Raw genomic sequence first — 16,500 nt, 5'->3', positions numbered from 1 at the left:
TTAGCTATTTTTCTTCTTTAGTTTTTAGTTGTATAGTAATTACCATAACAACAATCCAGTATATAAACCAAAAAAGAATAGATATAAAGTAACCTAAAATTAAAAGCTTGCCATTAAGTAGTAATCCAGCATCACTACCTGGTGGTAATGTTTCTAACGTTGGTAGATGTTTAGGAATAATAAGTGACATCATAACTAGTAAGCCAAAACCAAAAAGCCATTTCCATTTTGATTTTATATTTGAGTTAATCTGACTTTTTATTAACAGAGAGGGAATATAAAAGATTAGAATAACCTGCATATAAATATAACCTACAGCAATAATTTGTGTAAATGGGTGCGCTAATTGAAATCTAAAGCTTAGAAAAGAGTCCATAACAAAAGGTAATGCAGTTGAAATTATAATACAGATGGGTATCATTTTTTTGCGAATAGGAAGCTTTTTTATCATTAGGATCGTATTTAATAGGAAGCACATATAGATGATAAGTGCTGTCTGTTCAATACTAAATAGTGAAAATAAATGCATTTTTAATTCTCTCAATTAATTATTTTGAATGAAATGTAAGGTGTATATTATAAAAATAATATAAAAAATTACAATAATTATTTATATTATTTTTCTGTTGGTTATCAATTGTGGCTTGGGTGTAATGGATAGATTAAATAAAAACTATACGATTTTAATTGCATAATGTTAGAATAGTGCCACTATTTTAATTTTAAATTCTTGGAATATTAACAATGACAGTTTCAAAAAATGTATTAGCAAATGCAATTCGCATGTTGAGTGCAGATGCCGTTCAAAAAGCAAAATCAGGGCACCCTGGTATGCCAATGGGAATGGCAGATATTGCAGAAGTGTTATGGCGAGATTTTTTAAATCATAGTCCAACGAATCCAAACTGGATTAATCGTGATCGCTTTGTATTATCTAATGGCCATGGGTCAATGCTTTTATATTCCTTATTACATTTAACAGGCTATGATTTGCCGATTACTGAAATTGAGAATTTTCGCCAGCTACATTCTAAAACACCAGGGCATCCTGAATATGGTTATACGCCAGGTGTTGAGACAACAACTGGACCACTAGGCCAAGGTCTTGCAAATGCCGTTGGTATGGCGATTGCTGAGAAAGTGCTAAGTACTCGTTTTAATAAACCAAATTTAGATTTAATTGATCACTTTACTTATGTATTTATGGGTGATGGTTGTTTAATGGAAGGTATCTCTCATGAAGTTTGTTCACTAGCAGGGACTTTAGGCTTAGGTAAATTAATTGCCTTTTGGGATGATAATGGTATTTCAATTGATGGTGAGGTTGATGGCTGGTTTACTGAGAATGTGCCTGAACGTTTCAAAGCTTATGGTTGGCAAGTTATTGCGGATGTAGATGGACATAATCGAGATGCAATTACTCAAGCAATTACTCAAGCTAAAAGTGATTTAACACGCCCAACAATTATTTGTGCTCGTACAACCATTGGTTTTGGTTCACCGAATAAGGCAGGTAAAGAGTCATCTCATGGTGCGCCATTAGGTGAAGATGAAATTAATTTAGTTAGAGAAAAACTAAACTGGCACTATGCACCATTTGAGATTCCAAGTGAAATTTACAAGGCTTGGGATCAAAAGGAAAAAGGTAAAGAGAAAGAAACTCAGTGGGGTCAGCTTTATAATCAATATATTAGTCAATACCCTAATGAGGCAGCTCAATTAAGTCGTCAGCTTAAAGGTGAGCTGCCAGAGAACTGGTCTGATGTTTGTCAAAATTGGTTAATAGAAGTAATCAATAATCCACAAACAGTTGCAACACGTAAAGCATCACAAATGGCATTAAATCATTTAGGTTGTATGATGCCTGAATTATTAGGTGGCTCTGCTGATTTAACTGGTTCAAATTTAACTAATCATAAGAATTCAAAATTAATAACGCATGATGATTTTAGTGGAAATTATATCTCTTACGGCGTGCGTGAGTTTGGTATGAGTGCAATTATGAATGGTATCGAACTACACGGCGGTTTTCGCCCTTATGGTGGTACGTTTTTAGTCTTTACAGATTATGCTAGAAATGCCATTCGTATGAGTGCTTTAATGAAACAACCAGTTATTTATGTTATGACTCATGATTCAATTGGTTTAGGTGAAGATGGACCAACGCATCAGCCAATAGAGCAATTAGCTTCATTAAGAGTGATTCCAAATTTAAACGTATGGCGTCCAGCAGATGTATTTGAAACGGCAGTTGCTTGGCAAGTTGCGATTGAATCAAATAGCTCTCCGTCAATTTTATCTTTTTCGCGTCATAATTTACCAGCTGTAGTTGAGCAAATGGCTGATGCTGAAAAAATAAGAAAAGGTGGTTATATTTTACGCAGTAATTCTGATAAACCAGATGTGATTTTAGCTGCGACTGGCTCTGAAGTAACTTTAGTTGTTAATGCTTATCAAGAATTAATAAACCAAGGACTTAATGTGCGAGTTGTTTCTATGCCGTGTATGGATATCTTTAAGATGCAATCTGAAGATTATCGTAATGAAGTATTTCCAGATAATGTGCCTGTTGTTGCAATTGAAGCAGCAGTGGCAGATAGTTGGTATGGTATTATAGGAAAAAATAATAAAGTTATTGCTATGCATTCCTTTGGTGAATCAGCACCAGCCAGTGTCTTATTTAATGAGTTTGGTTTTACAGTTGAACATATTACCCAGCTAGCACATGAAGTATTAAAATCTAGTAAACCACTGAGTACCAGTATCTAAGTGATTAATATCATTAAGTTTAATTGATTGACCAATGATGGATAACTTTTTATATTAAATACTTATAAATTCTTTTCATGGAGATAAATGAATGAGTGAACGTTTTATGCCACCAGGCGTATTATATATTAATGCAGTTCAAACCTTTTCAACGGTTGGTTTTGCTGTTCTTTTGGGTACTTTAAATCTATATTTGCAATCAAGAGGAATGCCGGTAGATAAAGTAAATATCTTAGTTGCTAGTTTTTTCGCACTAAACTTTCTCTTACATTTTTTAGGTGGTTCACTCGGTGGTAGTATTATGAGCTTTCGTGGTTTATTTACCATGAGCTTATTGATGCAAATATTTGGTTTAATTGGCGTTGCTATGGATGATGTCAATGTGATATTAGGTGGGATGGCATTATTTGTTACTGGTAGTGGCTTAAATGTTAGTTGTGTTAATATGATGTTGATACAATTATTTAAGCAAAATGATGAACGTCGACGTATTGCCTTTTCAATTAATTATAGTTGTATGAATTTAGGTTTTATTATTGGTTTTATCATTGGCGGTTATTTTCAGAGTTATAATGAGTATAGCTATGCGTTTTATACTGCTGCAGCTTGTCTTGTAATTTGTGCAATATTTTTAGCATTAGCATGGCCTTATGTGAATGATAAAATGACTTATTATGCAACTACTTTTAGTAAAAATATTTTGCGCTGGATCAGTGCACCATTAGTCATGGCTATTTGTTTTATTATTTCAGTATTTTTAATGCATCATGCTGATATTGGTTCAGCATTAATCTATGTTGCATTTGGTTGTATATTAGTATTTATGCTTGTTATGGCATTTTCATCTGAGCCGCAATATCGTAATAAAATCATTGCTTATTTAATTCTCTCAGCAACCTCGATGATTTTTGCATTTGTACAAGGCCTTCAATCAACAGGAATTGCAAACTTTGTCAAATATAATACTAATTTAAGTATATTAGGTGTTCATTTCGAGCAAAGTACAGTTAATATGTTTGAATCACTTGGTGTTATTATCTTTGGCCTATTTTTTGCTTTTGCCTTACAAAGACAGAGAACAAAAAATCGTATTCAACGCTCTGAAAAAACCATTGCAGGTGGTTTAGGAATTATGGCGATTGCATTTATTATGATTCCTATTGGTATTTATTTTGCGCCTAAAAGTGGTACAGTACAGCTGATATTCCCTGCATTATTATTATTTATAACAGCAGCATCAGAAATAAGAGTTAACTCTACTAATTACTCATTACCAGGTGAGTTGGGTAAGCCAAAGCATCAGGGCTTATTTACAGGCTATTTATTTTTAAATGTTGCAATGGGCATTAATTTATCAGGGCCTATTTCAAATATCATTATAGGGCATGTTGATAACTTAGCAGATACACCTGCAAGCCAAACTAATCCAATGTATATGAAAACATTTATTATATTAACCATTATATCTTTAGTCGTTGCATTACTTTATTTTATTATGAGTAAATGGTTGAAAAACTTGATGACATCAAATGTTGCTGTTGCTTCAAAACAGGCAGTTGCTGTTTAAGATTAATTACAAAATATTGACTAAACAAATATAACTACCATACTTACATATAATTAAGCTTAGGTTAGTGTTGGTATGAGCCGATTTTGTAAATTATTATTCATAGTTACATGTTTTATTCTTGTGTATATGCCATTAAATGTGCATGCTTCTTGTAATGCCAGTGTTAAATTTAATGCAAAAAATTACTGCCCATGGCCAGTTGATTTTAAGACAACATACTCCAGTGGTTATTCAGATCAATCTTTTACGCTAGATTCTGGAGGAAGTTATAATATTGGTGAACGATGGGAGACAACGATTACAGTTTCTGATAGTTATGGCGATGCAGCAACAGTTTGGATTCATTCAAAGTATACAGGAATTCCTATTTGTACATATTATTATGATGCAAGGAATGTTAATGGATATGATTTCAATCAGTCGAAAAAGTGGACAGGCTCAGCACCAACAGTTTCATTTATTGCTTGTCAAAATGGAGCTAAAGCAAAAATTAAAGTTGTTGGTTTAGGGAAAGCGAGCATTGCTAAAAATGGTCTAGCTCAAAGTGACAATACAAGCATTAATATTACAGCTGATGATACTTATAAAATAAGTTTTACAGGCACTGGTACTTATTGTACTTTTAAGCTTAGTGAAGGCATCTATTGTAGCCATAATGATGTTGGAGCAATATTTACTGCTGGTAACTTAATATTTGCTTGTCAACAAGTTGATCCTCAGCAAGGACGATGTGGCTGGGCTAATCAAAAGAGTAATCAATCATCTAGCCATATCAATGTCTTTTAAATATATAAGCATTTATAGGTTCTCGATTACCTATATTACATAGGTTAAAAAATTTAATTAATCAATCTGATTTAATTGCTCGTTAAAGCTTTACTGTTAACTTTAAAAGCATTATTGTAATGGGGAAATTTTTTATTCTTAATTGTTTAAATGTAAAGTTATAGTTATTTCCAGTTTGGCAGAACTATAACAAATAAAATGGAGGAATTTTTAAATGAGTATTCGTGTTGCGATTAATGGTTATGGCCGTATAGGTCGTTTAGTCTTACGTGCACTTTATGAAGGTGAGCACAAATCAGATATAGAAATTGTAGCGATTAATGATCTAGGAGCTAAAGAAGCAAATGTACATTTAACAAAGTATGATTCAGTACACGGCCGCTTTAATGCAGATGTTGCATTAGATGGTGATGATATGCTTGTTAATGATGATCGTATAAAGTTATTATCAGAGCGTAATCCAGCTGATTTACCATGGGGTAAATTGAATGTAGATATGGTTTATGAGTGTACAGGTATTTTTACATCGAAAGAGAAAGCGTCTGCACACTTAAATGCGGGTGCTAAAAAAGTCTTAATTTCAGCGCCAGGTGGTAAAGATGTCGATGCAACCATTGTTTATGGTGTTAATCATTCTATATTAAAAGCATCAGATACAGTTGTCTCTAATGCATCATGTACAACAAATTGTCTAGCGCCAGTTGCTAAAGTATTAAATGAGACAATAGGTATTGAAAATGGCTTAATGACAACCGTTCATGCTTATACGAATGACCAAAATACAGTTGATGCAATTCATAAAGATTTACGTCGAGCAAGAGCTGCTGCTGTTTCGATTATTCCATCTAAAACAGGTGCTGCCGCTGCAGTTGGTTTGGTTTTACCCGAGTTAAATGGCAAATTAGACGGGTTTGCAATGCGTATTCCATCGCCGAATGTCTCAGTAGTTGATTTAACATTTAATGCGCATCGTGAAGTTCCTGTTGATGAAGTTAATCGTATTATAAAAGAAGCTTCTACATCAGGACAATTACAAGGTATTTTAGGTTATTCTGATGAGCCATTAGTTTCAATTGATTATAATCATGATCCACGTCCATCAGTTTTTGATGCCACACAAACGCGTGTTCAAGGTAAGTTAGTTAAAGTAATCTCTTGGTATGATAATGAGTGGGGTTTTTCTAATCAAATGCTCAGAACAACCAAAGCCTGGATGGCAGCAAATTAATTATCTAAGTAGAATTAGGGCATGAAAATCATGCCTTTTTTGTTTTTAAGGGTCATAAAAGATGGATATTGTAAAAATAACAGATTTAGACTTAACCAATCAGCGTGTTTTAATACGAGTTGATTTTAATGTGCCGATTAAAGATGGTCATGTGGTTAGTGATATTAGAATAAAAGCAGCACTTCCTACGATTAAATTAGCTTTAGAGCAGAATGCTAAAGTAATGTTGATGTCTCATTTAGGTCGTCCTCAAGAAGGGATTTATGATCAAGCTTATTCATTAGCACCAGTTGCAGATCGCTTAAGTGAATTATTAGATCAACCAGTGAAATTAATTAAAAATTATTTAACTGAAGAAATTTTAGTTGATTCAGGTGAAGTGGCTTTATTTGAAAATGTTCGTTTTAATATTGGCGAAAAGGAAAATAGTCATAATTTAGCTAAAAAACTAGCACAAACTTGTGATTTATTTGTGATGGATGCATTTGCAACAGCACATCGTGCTCAAGCCTCAACTTATGGTGTTGCAGAATATGCCCCAGTTGCATGTGCAGGATTATTGTTAGCAAGAGAAGTTGACGCACTATCAAAGGCACTATCAAACCCTAAACGCCCATTAGTTGCAATCGTTGGTGGTTCTAAAGTAACAACTAAGTTAACCGTTTTAAAAAACTTAGCTAAGAAAGTTGACCAATTAGTTGTTGGTGGTGGTATTGCCAATACATTTTTAGCTGCAACCGGTAATTCTGTTGGTGCTTCATTATATGAACCTGATTTAATTGATGAAGCCAAATCACTTTTATCTGAAGTTAATAGTCGTGGTGGTGATATTCCACTACCAAGTGATGTTAGAGTTGCCAAAGAGTTTTCAGCAGAATCTCCGGCAATGATAAAAACATTATCAGAAATTAAGCCAGATGATATGATATTAGATGTTGGACCAAGCTTTGAAACTGAGTTAGAACAAATTTTAGCGCAAGCTGGGACTATATTATGGAATGGGCCAGTTGGTGTATTTGAGTTTGATAATTTCTCTGAAGGGACCGAAATTTTAGCAAAAGCAATTGCTGAATCATCAGCGTTTTCAGTTGCCGGTGGTGGAGATACAATAGCAGCAATTGAAAAATTTCATGTTGAAGATAAAATTTCATATATCTCAACTGCAGGTGGTGCCTTTTTAGAATTTTTAGAAGGCAAAGTATTACCTGCAATTGAAATACTCGAAAGAAGAGCAAAAAATAAGGTGAATATATGATTAAGCGAACAAAAATTCTGGCAACTATTGGACCTGCAAGTGAATCAGAAGAAACGCTTACTAAAATGGTTAAAGCAGGGTTAAATGCTGTTCGTTGTAATTTTTCTCATGGAACTGCCGAAGATCATAAACAGCGTATCAAAATGATTCGAAGAGTTGCTAAAAAACTAGGCGTAACGATTGGTATTTTAGGTGATCTTCAGGGGCCAAAAATTAGAGTAGCTAAATTTAAAAATAAAGAAGTACTCCTCCAAAAAGGTGTTGAATTTATATTAGATGCTGATCAACCAGATGATTCGGGTGATGTTAAATCAGTTGGTATTGATTACAAAGACTTACCTAATGATGTTAAAGAAGGTGATACTTTATTATTAGATGATGGTAAGGTGATACTAACAGTTAAAAAAGTAGATGGTAATAAAGTGTTTACTACGGTAACTGTTGGCGGAGTTTTATCAAATAATAAAGGTATTAATAAAAAAGGTGGTGGTTTAACAGCACCTGCATTAACCGATAAAGATAAAAGAGATATAAAGCTCGCTGCTGAGCTTGAAGTTGATTACTTAGCTGTTTCATTTCCTCGTGATGGTAAAGATATGGAATATGCAAGACAGCTAATTAAAGAAGCTGGTTGGGAGTATGCTTCATTAGTATCTAAAATTGAGCGTGTAGAAGCAGTTGCTAATGTCGATGAAATTATTGATGCTTCAGATGCAGTGATGATTGCACGTGGTGACTTAGCAGTTGAAGTTGGTCAGGAAAATGTACCAGCTATTCAGAAAATGATTATAGAAAAGACACGTGAGAAAGATAAAATTGCAATTACAGCAACACAAATGATGGAATCTATGATTAACTCACCAACACCAACTAGAGCAGAAGTATCTGATGTTGCAAATGCTGTTTTAGATGGTACAGATGTTGTTATGCTATCGGCTGAAACGGCTGCAGGAGATTATCCAGTTGAAACCATTCAGCATATGAGTCGTACATGTGAAGCCGCTGAAAAAAGTGATTTGGTAAGTATTGTTAAAAAAATGAACATAGAGCGTGAATATGAGCGTATTGATACAGCTGTAGCTATGGCTGCAGTTAATTTAGCGAATCATCTTAGTGTTAAGGCAATTATCTCATTAACTGAGTCAGGTGCAAGTACACGTTGGATGTCGCGCTTAAATACGCGATTGCCGATTTATGGTTTAACTAGAAATAAAGATACTAAAGGACGAATGACATTGTTTCGTGGTGTTGAGCCAATTCAGTTTGATTCAACACGTATGCCAAGATTCTATGTTAACCGTTCAGCAGTTGAAGAGCTAGTTAAACGAGGTGTTGTTCAAGAAGGTGACTGGGTAATATTAACCTCAGGTGATCATATGGGGTTACATGGTGGTACGAATAAAATTAAAGTTGTACAAGTTGGTAATGTGGTATAAAGGAGATTGTAGAAGATGGCATTAGTCTCATTAAGACAGTTATTAGATCATGCGGCAGAATATAATTATGGCTTGCCGGCATTTAATGTAAATAATTTAGAACAAATCAGAGCAGTAATGGAAGCGGCAAATGAGGTTAACAGTCCGGTTATATTACAAGCATCAGCAGGTGCTAGAAAATATGCAGGTTCAAACTTTATTCGTCATCTAGTTTTAGCTGCTATTGCTGAATATCCTCATATTCCAGTTGTAATGCATCAAGACCATGGTACATCACCATCTGTTTGTCAGCGTTCAATTCAATTGGGTTTTTCATCTGTTATGATGGATGGCTCATTAAAAGATGATGGTAAAACGCCAGCAGATTATGATTATAATGTAGATGTGACACTTAAAACAGTTGAAATGGCACATGCCTGTGGTGTTTCAGTTGAAGGTGAATTAGGTTGTTTAGGTTCTCTTGAGACTGGTGAGGCAGGTGAGGAAGATGGTGTTGGCGCTGTTGGAAAGTTGTCACATGATCAACTATTAACAGACCCTGAAGAAGCTGCCCAATTTGTTAAATCAACTAAAGTTGATGCTTTAGCAATTGCAATTGGTACAAGCCATGGTGCTTATAAGTTTACGCGCCCACCAACAGGTGATATCTTAGCAATTAATCAAGTAAAAGCAATTCATGAAAGAATTCCTGATACACATCTAGTGATGCATGGGTCTTCGTCAGTGCCGCAAGATTGGTTAAAAGTGATCAATGAATATGGTGGTGATATGGGAGAAACTTATGGTGTTCCTGTTACTGAGATTCAAGAAGCAATTAAGTATGGCGTTCGTAAAATTAATATCGATACCGACTTAAGAATGGCATCTACAGGTGCAATTCGCCGTTATATGGCAACCAATCGCGCTGAGTTTGATCCACGTAAATATAATATGGAAGCTAAAAAAGCGATGCGTGATATTTGTAAAGCGCGTTATGAAGTGTTTGGCTCAAGCGGTATGGCTTCTAAGGTTCAGCCAGTTTCATTGGAAGTTATGTTTGAGCGTTACGCTACTGGTAGCTTAGATCCTCGAGTTAACTAAAATTCCAACTAATTTTTAATGTCGAATTGCCATTGTTTGTTATTTTTGTCATAATGAATCCATTGTAATGTTTGATTATTAATTTTTTGATTTTTTGGGGTTGTTCTCATGAATAGAATACCAAGTCAATTTATATTGGCTATTATCTTAGTTGGAAGTTTTTTTCCTTTATCAAGTTATGCGTTTCACTGTAAAACAGAAGCTGTGATTAATATGAAAAATTCATGTCCATTTCCGTTAAGTGTTGCTGTAAATAATGATGATAGTCATCCAAAAGTTATTGACTCGGGGGCGACGATTAAAGTTAGTTCTTTTAGTAATGGCACTATTTATTTTACAGATGGTATTGTTAAAGGTAATGCTAAGATTGAAACAAGTGCACATGGTAATTGGTGGGATGGTTGTTCGTCACATATAGAATATACTTATTGGGGAGCATTTGATGATGCTCAAGGCTTAGATGATGGCATAAAACATGCGCATTGGCATGATTCATCATGGGGTGTAGATCAAAAAGCAACTTATACATTTAATTTAAATATCTGTAAAAATGGCTATAAAGTAAATCCTGAAACGATAGGTTTAGGTAAAGTATTCGTATCCAAAAATGGGCTGGTACAAGATACACAACAAGTCAATTTTAATAATCAAGATGATAGATATGATTTTACATTTACCTCAATTGGTACTGCTTGTCATATGAAGTATGCCGATAGTCATTATTTATTATCCTGTGATCATAGTAATGTTGCCGGTATATTTTTAGATAATCATCGTGATCTTGTCTTTGTTTGCCAACAAGTAGATAATGGTGCTGCAAAGTGTCCTACAATTATTTCAAAAGATGATGATAGTGATTATCACTATAATTATGGCGCTTAGCTCAATCATAAAATAAAAATCTTTATTATAAATCAACTTTTTATTCTCGGCCTACAAATAAAAAATAAAATAATAATAAATAAAATATAAAATTAATATAAAAAATAATTTGAAATTACATTTATTGTTTGTAATAATGTTTAGTTATTAAGTTGTATGAAAATTTATTAATAATAACTAATTATTAGGGTTGCGTAAAAAATGAATACAAAAAATTTAAAGTCGCGTATTATTTTGATTTTATCTATATTTAACTTTCCATTATTTGTTTATGCAAACTCTGAATACAATATGTACATTACAAATAATACAGATGTGACAATTCAAATTAGTGCTACGAATGTTAAGTGTATGGAACAAATTGAAGATGAAGGTGGTACTCATAATATTGAAACATATTTTCAAGTTAATATTGCACCTGGTAATACTTATAATCTTTATCTTAAAGATGAAGATACAGGGTCTTGTAGTGGAAATAGTAAGCGATTTGATTTGGTTTCTCGAGCCCTTTTAAGTTCAGAAGGTATAGAGCCATTAGATGGAGTAGACTATAAAACCTATCTTAGGTGGATTCATGATAAAAATGATGGTAATTGGGAAACAATGATGACCACGTTTACAGATGATAGCTACTCAAGTAATGTATTAACTTATACTAATGTATTATGTCAAAGTGGCAGTGATTGGATTGGTTGTTCTAGTTGGATTGATGGTGGCTCTAACTTTAAAGCAACAGTTGAAGAAACTAATTATGAATATCAAATAGATACACTTAATTTAGGTAATGCTGTTGTAACTGATGGATTTGGAAAAATTATACCAATAGAACCGTTAACTAATTCTATCGAGTTTAGAGAGGGTATAACTTATTATGTTAGATTCTCTAAAATATCAACCTATTGTATGATAAAAGATGAATTAATAACCTGTCCTTCATCAATTGATTTTATCAGCTATGATAAAGATGTAGTTTTTGCCTGCGCCCAAACTGAATTAGGCGATTCAACCTGCCCATGGACGATTGAAGCATAATTAATTTATATAATATTTATAACAATTTTATAATTGTTTTATCTTTATAATATTGCAAAATTATTATCAGACATGTTATCTTTTGGTTAGTTTAAAAATTTATCTGGTTTGATAAATATTGATTAATTAAGGGTTGCAGTTTATGAAGTTTAATAAAGTATTTTTATGTGCACAGTTGTGTTTGTTATTTACAGTACCTGCTATTTCACATGCATTTAAATGCAGTACTATAAATACAATAAAAATGAAGAATTCTTGCCCATTCCCATTGGAAGTAATAGTTAATGATGAGGGTATAGGTGAGAAAAAAGTAGAAATTGTTCAACCAGGTGAAGAGCGTGAAGTTGCCTCTGCAACAGTTAGTAAAGGAACATTAAGAGTTACTGACGGTATTGCAAATGAATATGCTGAATTTGATGGTAAAGCAAAAGGAAATTGGTGGGATGGATGTAAATGGGAATGGAGTTATTGGCATACACATGGGTTTGATGATACAAAAGGTTTAGATGAGGGATTGAATAATTATAGCAAGCATGGGCGAGAAATGGGCGTTCCTCAAAGATTAACGGTTAGATATAATTTAACTATATGCACTAATGGTTATGCAATGAAACCAGACTCAATAGGTCTGGGAAGAATGAATATTGAAATTAATCATCAGCCTCATACAGAGGAAAAGGTTGTCTTAAATGAAGAAGATTTGTACATATTCTCATTTAGTTCTATTGGTACCAGTTGTAAAATAAAATACGATCATCTAGGTGGATATTATGGACTTTCTTGTTCTAATGACAGTATTAAAGGATTTTTTATGAATGATTATAAAAATCTGGTATTTATGTGTCAGCAAGTTGACTCCAAGCACTCAAACTGTCCTTGGATAAATCAAAGGATAGGTAGTACGATAAATGATTCTTTAGTAACGGGCTATCATTAGATAGCTAAATTTAGGAATATGACATTTCTTCATTTGTAAATATAAACAATAAATAAAATTTTTATAATAATTTTATGCTTCAAAAATTGATTTTAAATTATCAGACATGTTAGTATACCTCAAATATTCAAAATCTGGCTTAATAAATATTGATCACTTTGGGGTTGTTTTACAATGAATCTAAACAAATTTAATTTCTCATATATCATGATTTTTACATCATTATTTGTTTTACCATTACTTTCTTTTGCTGATGGTAATAAAAGGTATTGGATTTCAGTAACAAATAGGCTTAATGTACCGATTACTATTGAAGGACTTAGTTCGGATTCAAAGTGTATGTCTAGCACTGGGGGGACAGCTGTAACGATTCCTGCTAATACATATCGCCAAAAAGCATATTCCATTGTGACAGGAAGCTGTAGTAATGGTGAAAAGAAAATGACATTTAAAATAACTGCTAAAATGGGACTATCTGGAGAAAGTGGTGCTGAGTATGAATATTATATTAGATGGAGACATAAAAATAGAGCTTTTGCATTTGGTAATGGTTCTGGTTGGGCTACTAATATGTATCAAAAAGATTCAACTTCAAGTAGATTAAATGTGGATTATGCTAGCTGTACTTCGGCAAAATCAGGATATACAAGTACTTGCTGGGGTAATGATTGGGCCAGTCAAGAAGGAGATGGTAGTGAAGATTTCATAGAGGTAAAAGATAATCCAGATAGTGATAGTGTTTATGATGGTGAATATAATTTTAACACCATACAACTTGGTGATGCAGTTGTTACAGACGGATATGGTAAGCCAGCAACTAGATTAACAGCCAATAGTCCAATTTATCTAGCATATGATCAAAAATATGTGATTCATTTTACTAAATCTCAGGAAGTATGTACAATAATTGAAGGGCTAATTAGCTGTCCTTTTTCTATTGAGTATTCTTATCTTGATCAAGGTCATACAATTGTATTTGCTTGTGCTCAGACACATAGGGGAGATCCTAGTTGTGCATGGGCTACTACAGGTTAATGACAATTTAATGATATTTAACAGCGTTTAGCTAAAAGTTGAGAAAAATATTTTATATAAATTTTATGTTGCAAATATTGCAATACAATTACTAGACATGATATTTTTTAAAAAACTAGTATATTTGGCTTGATAAATTATTGATTACTTTGGGGTTGCTTTGCAATGAGTTTAAAATTGTTTATTTCAAAATTGAAATTATCTATTATATTTTTATTAATTCCGTTATTGAGTTATGCTTATGATGGTGAATATAACTTTCGTTCTATTCAATTAGGTGAGGTTGTTGTTACTGATGGTTATGGTAGGCCAGCAAGTATAGATGAATCAACGAATTATATTGGCATAATGTATGATCAAAACTATTTTATTCGTTTTACAAAAACTTCATCGGTATGTACGATTATGGAAGGGATTATTAATTGCCCTTCTTCAATTGACTTTGTTTATACGAATAACACGGTCATTTTTATGTGTACTCAAACACATTCTGGGGACTCAAGTTGTCCTTGGGCTGTGACTTAGAATATTTAACTTAAATAAATTAAATATAAGAAATTTTATAAATATTTTATGCGTAAAATATTGCGCTACAATTATCAGACATGATAAGTTTGTAGATAGATTATAGTTTATTTGATAAATGTAAATAATTGAGGGTTGCATTATAATGAATTTTAAGAAATTTATTTCTATATCTGTATTAACTATACCGTTAAGTATTATACCTTTATCGAGTTATGCTAAAGCAGATTATACCTTGTATGTTAGAAATACGCTTTCGGTACCAGTTACTGTTTCAGGAATGAGTAAACAATGTATTAAACGTGCTGATGGACCTAAAGTCATTCCAGCTAAACCAAGAAATGCTGAATATGGTGAAGCAACTTATACCTTTACTGATGATAATGCTGGACTTTTCTCTTGTTTGAATAAGCAGAAAAAGATTACATTTAAGATTGACCCTCACTTAGGGGATGCAAAAGTTGAAGGCAAAACTTATGATTTTTATGTCAGATGGCGACATGAAAATCAGTTACCGTGGGCAACTAAAATGTATGAAATTGATCATAAAGATACAACGATGCTTTCATTAACAGAAGCGCTTTGTAAGGGAAAAGATTGTTTAAATAAATGGCGTGATAGTGAAGGTAATATGGACTTAGTTATTAGAATTGAATCTGCTCCAGGTGCTGAATATAGTATTGAGTTACAGAGTTTACAGTTAGGTGATGTTGTTGTCTCTGATGGCTTTGGCAAACCGGTTTATTCTGATCCTTTATCGAACAGAGTAGACTTAAAGTATGATGAAAAATATATTATTCGATTTACTAAATCTCAAGCAAAATGTACCGCACTAAAAGGTATGTTTCATTGTCCGTCTTCAGTTGATTTTACTTACCAAGGTAGTACAGCAGTATTCACATGTACACAGCTAGAGTCAGGTGATCCTAATTGTCCATGGGTTATGTCAAGCGCAAATAGTGCTACTAATGGCAATCAAGGCTTTGTTGCAACAGGCTATCATTAGTTTTAGTGTATATTAATAACCAGCATACTGCCATTGACCATTATCATTATGCTTAGTTGTCCAAGGACAAACAGTGTCATTGGACTCAGCTTGACGGCAAGCAAATACAAATTCTTCATATGGAACAACTGTATAATAATAATCAATGGAAGTTGGGCAAATTAATTCACCACTTCTTACTTTACATGCTCTTTGAGTTTTGCTAAATCTAATATCATACTTACCATCTTGAGCTCTTAAATCTACAGCATGAGATATTGGATCATATTGGACAGGTTTGCCATAAGCCGTTGTGACTCTAACTTCACCTAAATTTAATGTATCAAATCGATATTGTCCATCAACAAGAGGTCGAACACCAAAAGTAACTGTAATGGTTTCATCAAATTCAACATGAGCCCATGTATTTAGACAATTTTTAGAGTCTGATTTACCTGTTTGCTTACACTGGGCATCAATTACTGCAAAGGGAACACTTGGGTCTCCATCATCTTCTATTTTAGTTTGCCAAGGCGTATTGTTTTTATGGTGGAACTCCATGATAAAATTATAGGTATTATCTGGAAGCTCTTTAGATTCATCTAATAGTGCAGTAAATTTAAGATATAACCTTTTTTCGCCTGTGTCACAGTCAGACTTAAAACTAATCATAGCTTTAGTATGTGCATGAAGTATATGACCATCATCTAGTTGACTATAATCTCTATTATGAATACAGTGATTGCTCGTTTCATTCATATCAAGATCGACATTTAAAGTATTGGTCATATACATCGAATACTTATCGTTATTAAGCGCTAAAGTATATGTGGGTATTATAATAAATAAGCATATAATGACTTTTACAAGATAGCACATATCAACAACTCCCTTTATTGTTAAATTTCATATCCATATCTAAAAGATTGTATGCATTTAATTTAATATTTGTCAATAAAAGCAATATATATGCAATATTT

15 protein-coding genes are annotated in these 16,500 nt (G+C 33.2%); 13 read left to right on the top strand and 2 right to left on the bottom strand.

All coding sequences use genetic code 11. From position 1 onward, the window contains the following. Window positions 1-4: 4 nt before the first annotated feature. Complete coding sequence (locus tag KFE69_09050; GenBank protein ID UTW41652.1) at window positions 5-529, bottom strand: hypothetical protein; 525 nt, start codon at window positions 527-529, stop codon at window positions 5-7. 215 nt (window positions 530-744) lie between these two features. Here KFE69_09050 and tkt point away from each other — a divergent pair, with 215 nt between their 5' ends. The 13 genes from tkt to KFE69_08985 all read left to right on the top strand — a co-directional run bounded on the left by tkt (window position 745) and on the right by KFE69_08985 (window position 15,541). Next, window positions 745-2,769 (top strand): transketolase, encoded by a 2,025-nt coding sequence (tkt, locus tag KFE69_09045; GenBank protein ID UTW41651.1) that lies wholly within the window; start codon window positions 745-747, stop codon window positions 2,767-2,769. 91 nt (window positions 2,770-2,860) lie between these two features. After that, window positions 2,861-4,336 (top strand): MFS transporter, encoded by a 1,476-nt coding sequence (locus KFE69_09040; GenBank protein UTW41650.1) that lies wholly within the window; start codon window positions 2,861-2,863, stop codon window positions 4,334-4,336. A 75-nt stretch (window positions 4,337-4,411) separates the two neighbouring features. Continuing rightward, window positions 4,412-5,125 carry a hypothetical protein gene (locus KFE69_09035; protein UTW41649.1) on the top strand — a complete coding sequence of 238 codons (714 nt, stop codon included), beginning with the start codon at window positions 4,412-4,414 and terminating at the stop codon, window positions 5,123-5,125. Window positions 5,126-5,339: 214 nt separating this feature from the next. Continuing rightward, window positions 5,340-6,353 (top strand): type I glyceraldehyde-3-phosphate dehydrogenase, encoded by a 1,014-nt coding sequence (gene gap / locus KFE69_09030; GenBank protein UTW41648.1) that lies wholly within the window; start codon window positions 5,340-5,342, stop codon window positions 6,351-6,353. A 61-nt stretch (window positions 6,354-6,414) separates the two neighbouring features. Further along, window positions 6,415-7,608, top strand: coding sequence for a phosphoglycerate kinase (locus tag KFE69_09025; protein ID UTW41647.1), 1,194 nt, complete (start codon window positions 6,415-6,417; stop codon window positions 7,606-7,608). Next, window positions 7,608-9,044 carry a pyruvate kinase gene (gene pyk / locus KFE69_09020; GenBank protein ID UTW44046.1) on the top strand — a complete coding sequence of 479 codons (1,437 nt, stop codon included), beginning with the start codon at window positions 7,608-7,610 and terminating at the stop codon, window positions 9,042-9,044. Before KFE69_09025 ends, pyk begins: the two co-directional genes overlap by 1 nt. Window positions 9,045-9,059: 15 nt before the next feature. After that, the gene (fba, locus tag KFE69_09015; protein ID UTW41646.1) at window positions 9,060-10,124 is read left to right on the top strand and encodes a fructose-bisphosphate aldolase class II; all 1,065 of its coding nucleotides are present in this window, start codon (window positions 9,060-9,062) and stop codon (window positions 10,122-10,124) included. Window positions 10,125-10,232: 108 nt separating this feature from the next. Next, a complete protein-coding gene (locus KFE69_09010) occupies window positions 10,233-11,006 on the top strand; it encodes a hypothetical protein (GenBank protein UTW41645.1) in 774 nt (257 codons plus the stop codon). A gap of 201 nt (window positions 11,007-11,207) precedes the next feature. Beyond that, window positions 11,208-12,038, top strand: a complete 831-nt coding sequence (locus tag KFE69_09005) for a hypothetical protein (GenBank protein ID UTW41644.1) — start codon at window positions 11,208-11,210, stop codon at window positions 12,036-12,038. A 142-nt stretch (window positions 12,039-12,180) separates the two neighbouring features. Next, on the top strand, window positions 12,181-12,975 hold the full coding sequence (locus tag KFE69_09000; GenBank protein UTW41643.1) for a hypothetical protein: 795 nt from the start codon (window positions 12,181-12,183) through the stop codon (window positions 12,973-12,975). Window positions 12,976-13,149: 174 nt separating this feature from the next. Continuing rightward, window positions 13,150-14,010, top strand: coding sequence for a hypothetical protein (locus KFE69_08995; protein ID UTW41642.1), 861 nt, complete (start codon window positions 13,150-13,152; stop codon window positions 14,008-14,010). 165 nt (window positions 14,011-14,175) lie between these two features. Continuing rightward, window positions 14,176-14,535: a hypothetical protein gene (locus tag KFE69_08990; protein ID UTW41641.1), complete on the top strand. Its 360-nt coding sequence runs from the start codon at window positions 14,176-14,178 to the stop codon at window positions 14,533-14,535. Between the two features lie 145 nt (window positions 14,536-14,680). Next, the gene (locus tag KFE69_08985) at window positions 14,681-15,541 is read left to right on the top strand and encodes a hypothetical protein (protein ID UTW41640.1); all 861 of its coding nucleotides are present in this window, start codon (window positions 14,681-14,683) and stop codon (window positions 15,539-15,541) included. Window positions 15,542-15,553: 12 nt separating this feature from the next. Here KFE69_08985 and KFE69_08980 read toward each other — a convergent pair whose 3' ends face one another. After that, complete coding sequence (locus KFE69_08980; protein ID UTW41639.1) at window positions 15,554-16,309, bottom strand: hypothetical protein; 756 nt, start codon at window positions 16,307-16,309, stop codon at window positions 15,554-15,556. Between the last annotated feature and the right edge of the window lie 191 nt (window positions 16,310-16,500).

It is taken from the genome of bacterium SCSIO 12844, from assembly GCA_024397935.1.
Lineage (GTDB): Bacteria > Pseudomonadota > Gammaproteobacteria > Francisellales > Francisellaceae > M0027.
The sequence above is the reverse complement of the archived record's forward strand: the minus strand, read 5'-3'. Positions and strand labels throughout refer to the sequence as shown.

What these genes read in the sequence shown, in the direction of transcription:
- KFE69_09005 (UTW41644.1), top strand. Translation starts at nt 11,208, where the DNA reads ATGAATACAAAAAATTTAAAGTCGCGTATTATTTTGATTTTATCTATA.
- KFE69_09025 (UTW41647.1), top strand. Translation starts at nt 6,415, where the DNA reads ATGGATATTGTAAAAATAACAGATTTAGACTTAACCAATCAGCGTGTT.
- KFE69_08985 (UTW41640.1), top strand. Translation starts at nt 14,681, where the DNA reads ATGAATTTTAAGAAATTTATTTCTATATCTGTATTAACTATACCGTTA.
- KFE69_09040 (UTW41650.1), top strand. Translation starts at nt 2,861, where the DNA reads ATGAGTGAACGTTTTATGCCACCAGGCGTATTATATATTAATGCAGTT.
- KFE69_09000 (UTW41643.1), top strand. Translation starts at nt 12,181, where the DNA reads ATGAAGTTTAATAAAGTATTTTTATGTGCACAGTTGTGTTTGTTATTT.
- tkt (UTW41651.1), top strand. Translation starts at nt 745, where the DNA reads ATGACAGTTTCAAAAAATGTATTAGCAAATGCAATTCGCATGTTGAGT.
- KFE69_09050 (UTW41652.1), bottom strand. Translation starts at nt 529, where the DNA reads ATGCATTTATTTTCACTATTTAGTATTGAACAGACAGCACTTATCATC.
- gap (UTW41648.1), top strand. Translation starts at nt 5,340, where the DNA reads ATGAGTATTCGTGTTGCGATTAATGGTTATGGCCGTATAGGTCGTTTA.
- KFE69_08980 (UTW41639.1), bottom strand. Translation starts at nt 16,309, where the DNA reads ATGACCAATACTTTAAATGTCGATCTTGATATGAATGAAACGAGCAAT.
- fba (UTW41646.1), top strand. Translation starts at nt 9,060, where the DNA reads ATGGCATTAGTCTCATTAAGACAGTTATTAGATCATGCGGCAGAATAT.
- KFE69_09035 (UTW41649.1), top strand. Translation starts at nt 4,412, where the DNA reads ATGAGCCGATTTTGTAAATTATTATTCATAGTTACATGTTTTATTCTT.
- KFE69_09010 (UTW41645.1), top strand. Translation starts at nt 10,233, where the DNA reads ATGAATAGAATACCAAGTCAATTTATATTGGCTATTATCTTAGTTGGA.
- KFE69_08995 (UTW41642.1), top strand. Translation starts at nt 13,150, where the DNA reads ATGAATCTAAACAAATTTAATTTCTCATATATCATGATTTTTACATCA.
- KFE69_08990 (UTW41641.1), top strand. Translation starts at nt 14,176, where the DNA reads ATGAGTTTAAAATTGTTTATTTCAAAATTGAAATTATCTATTATATTT.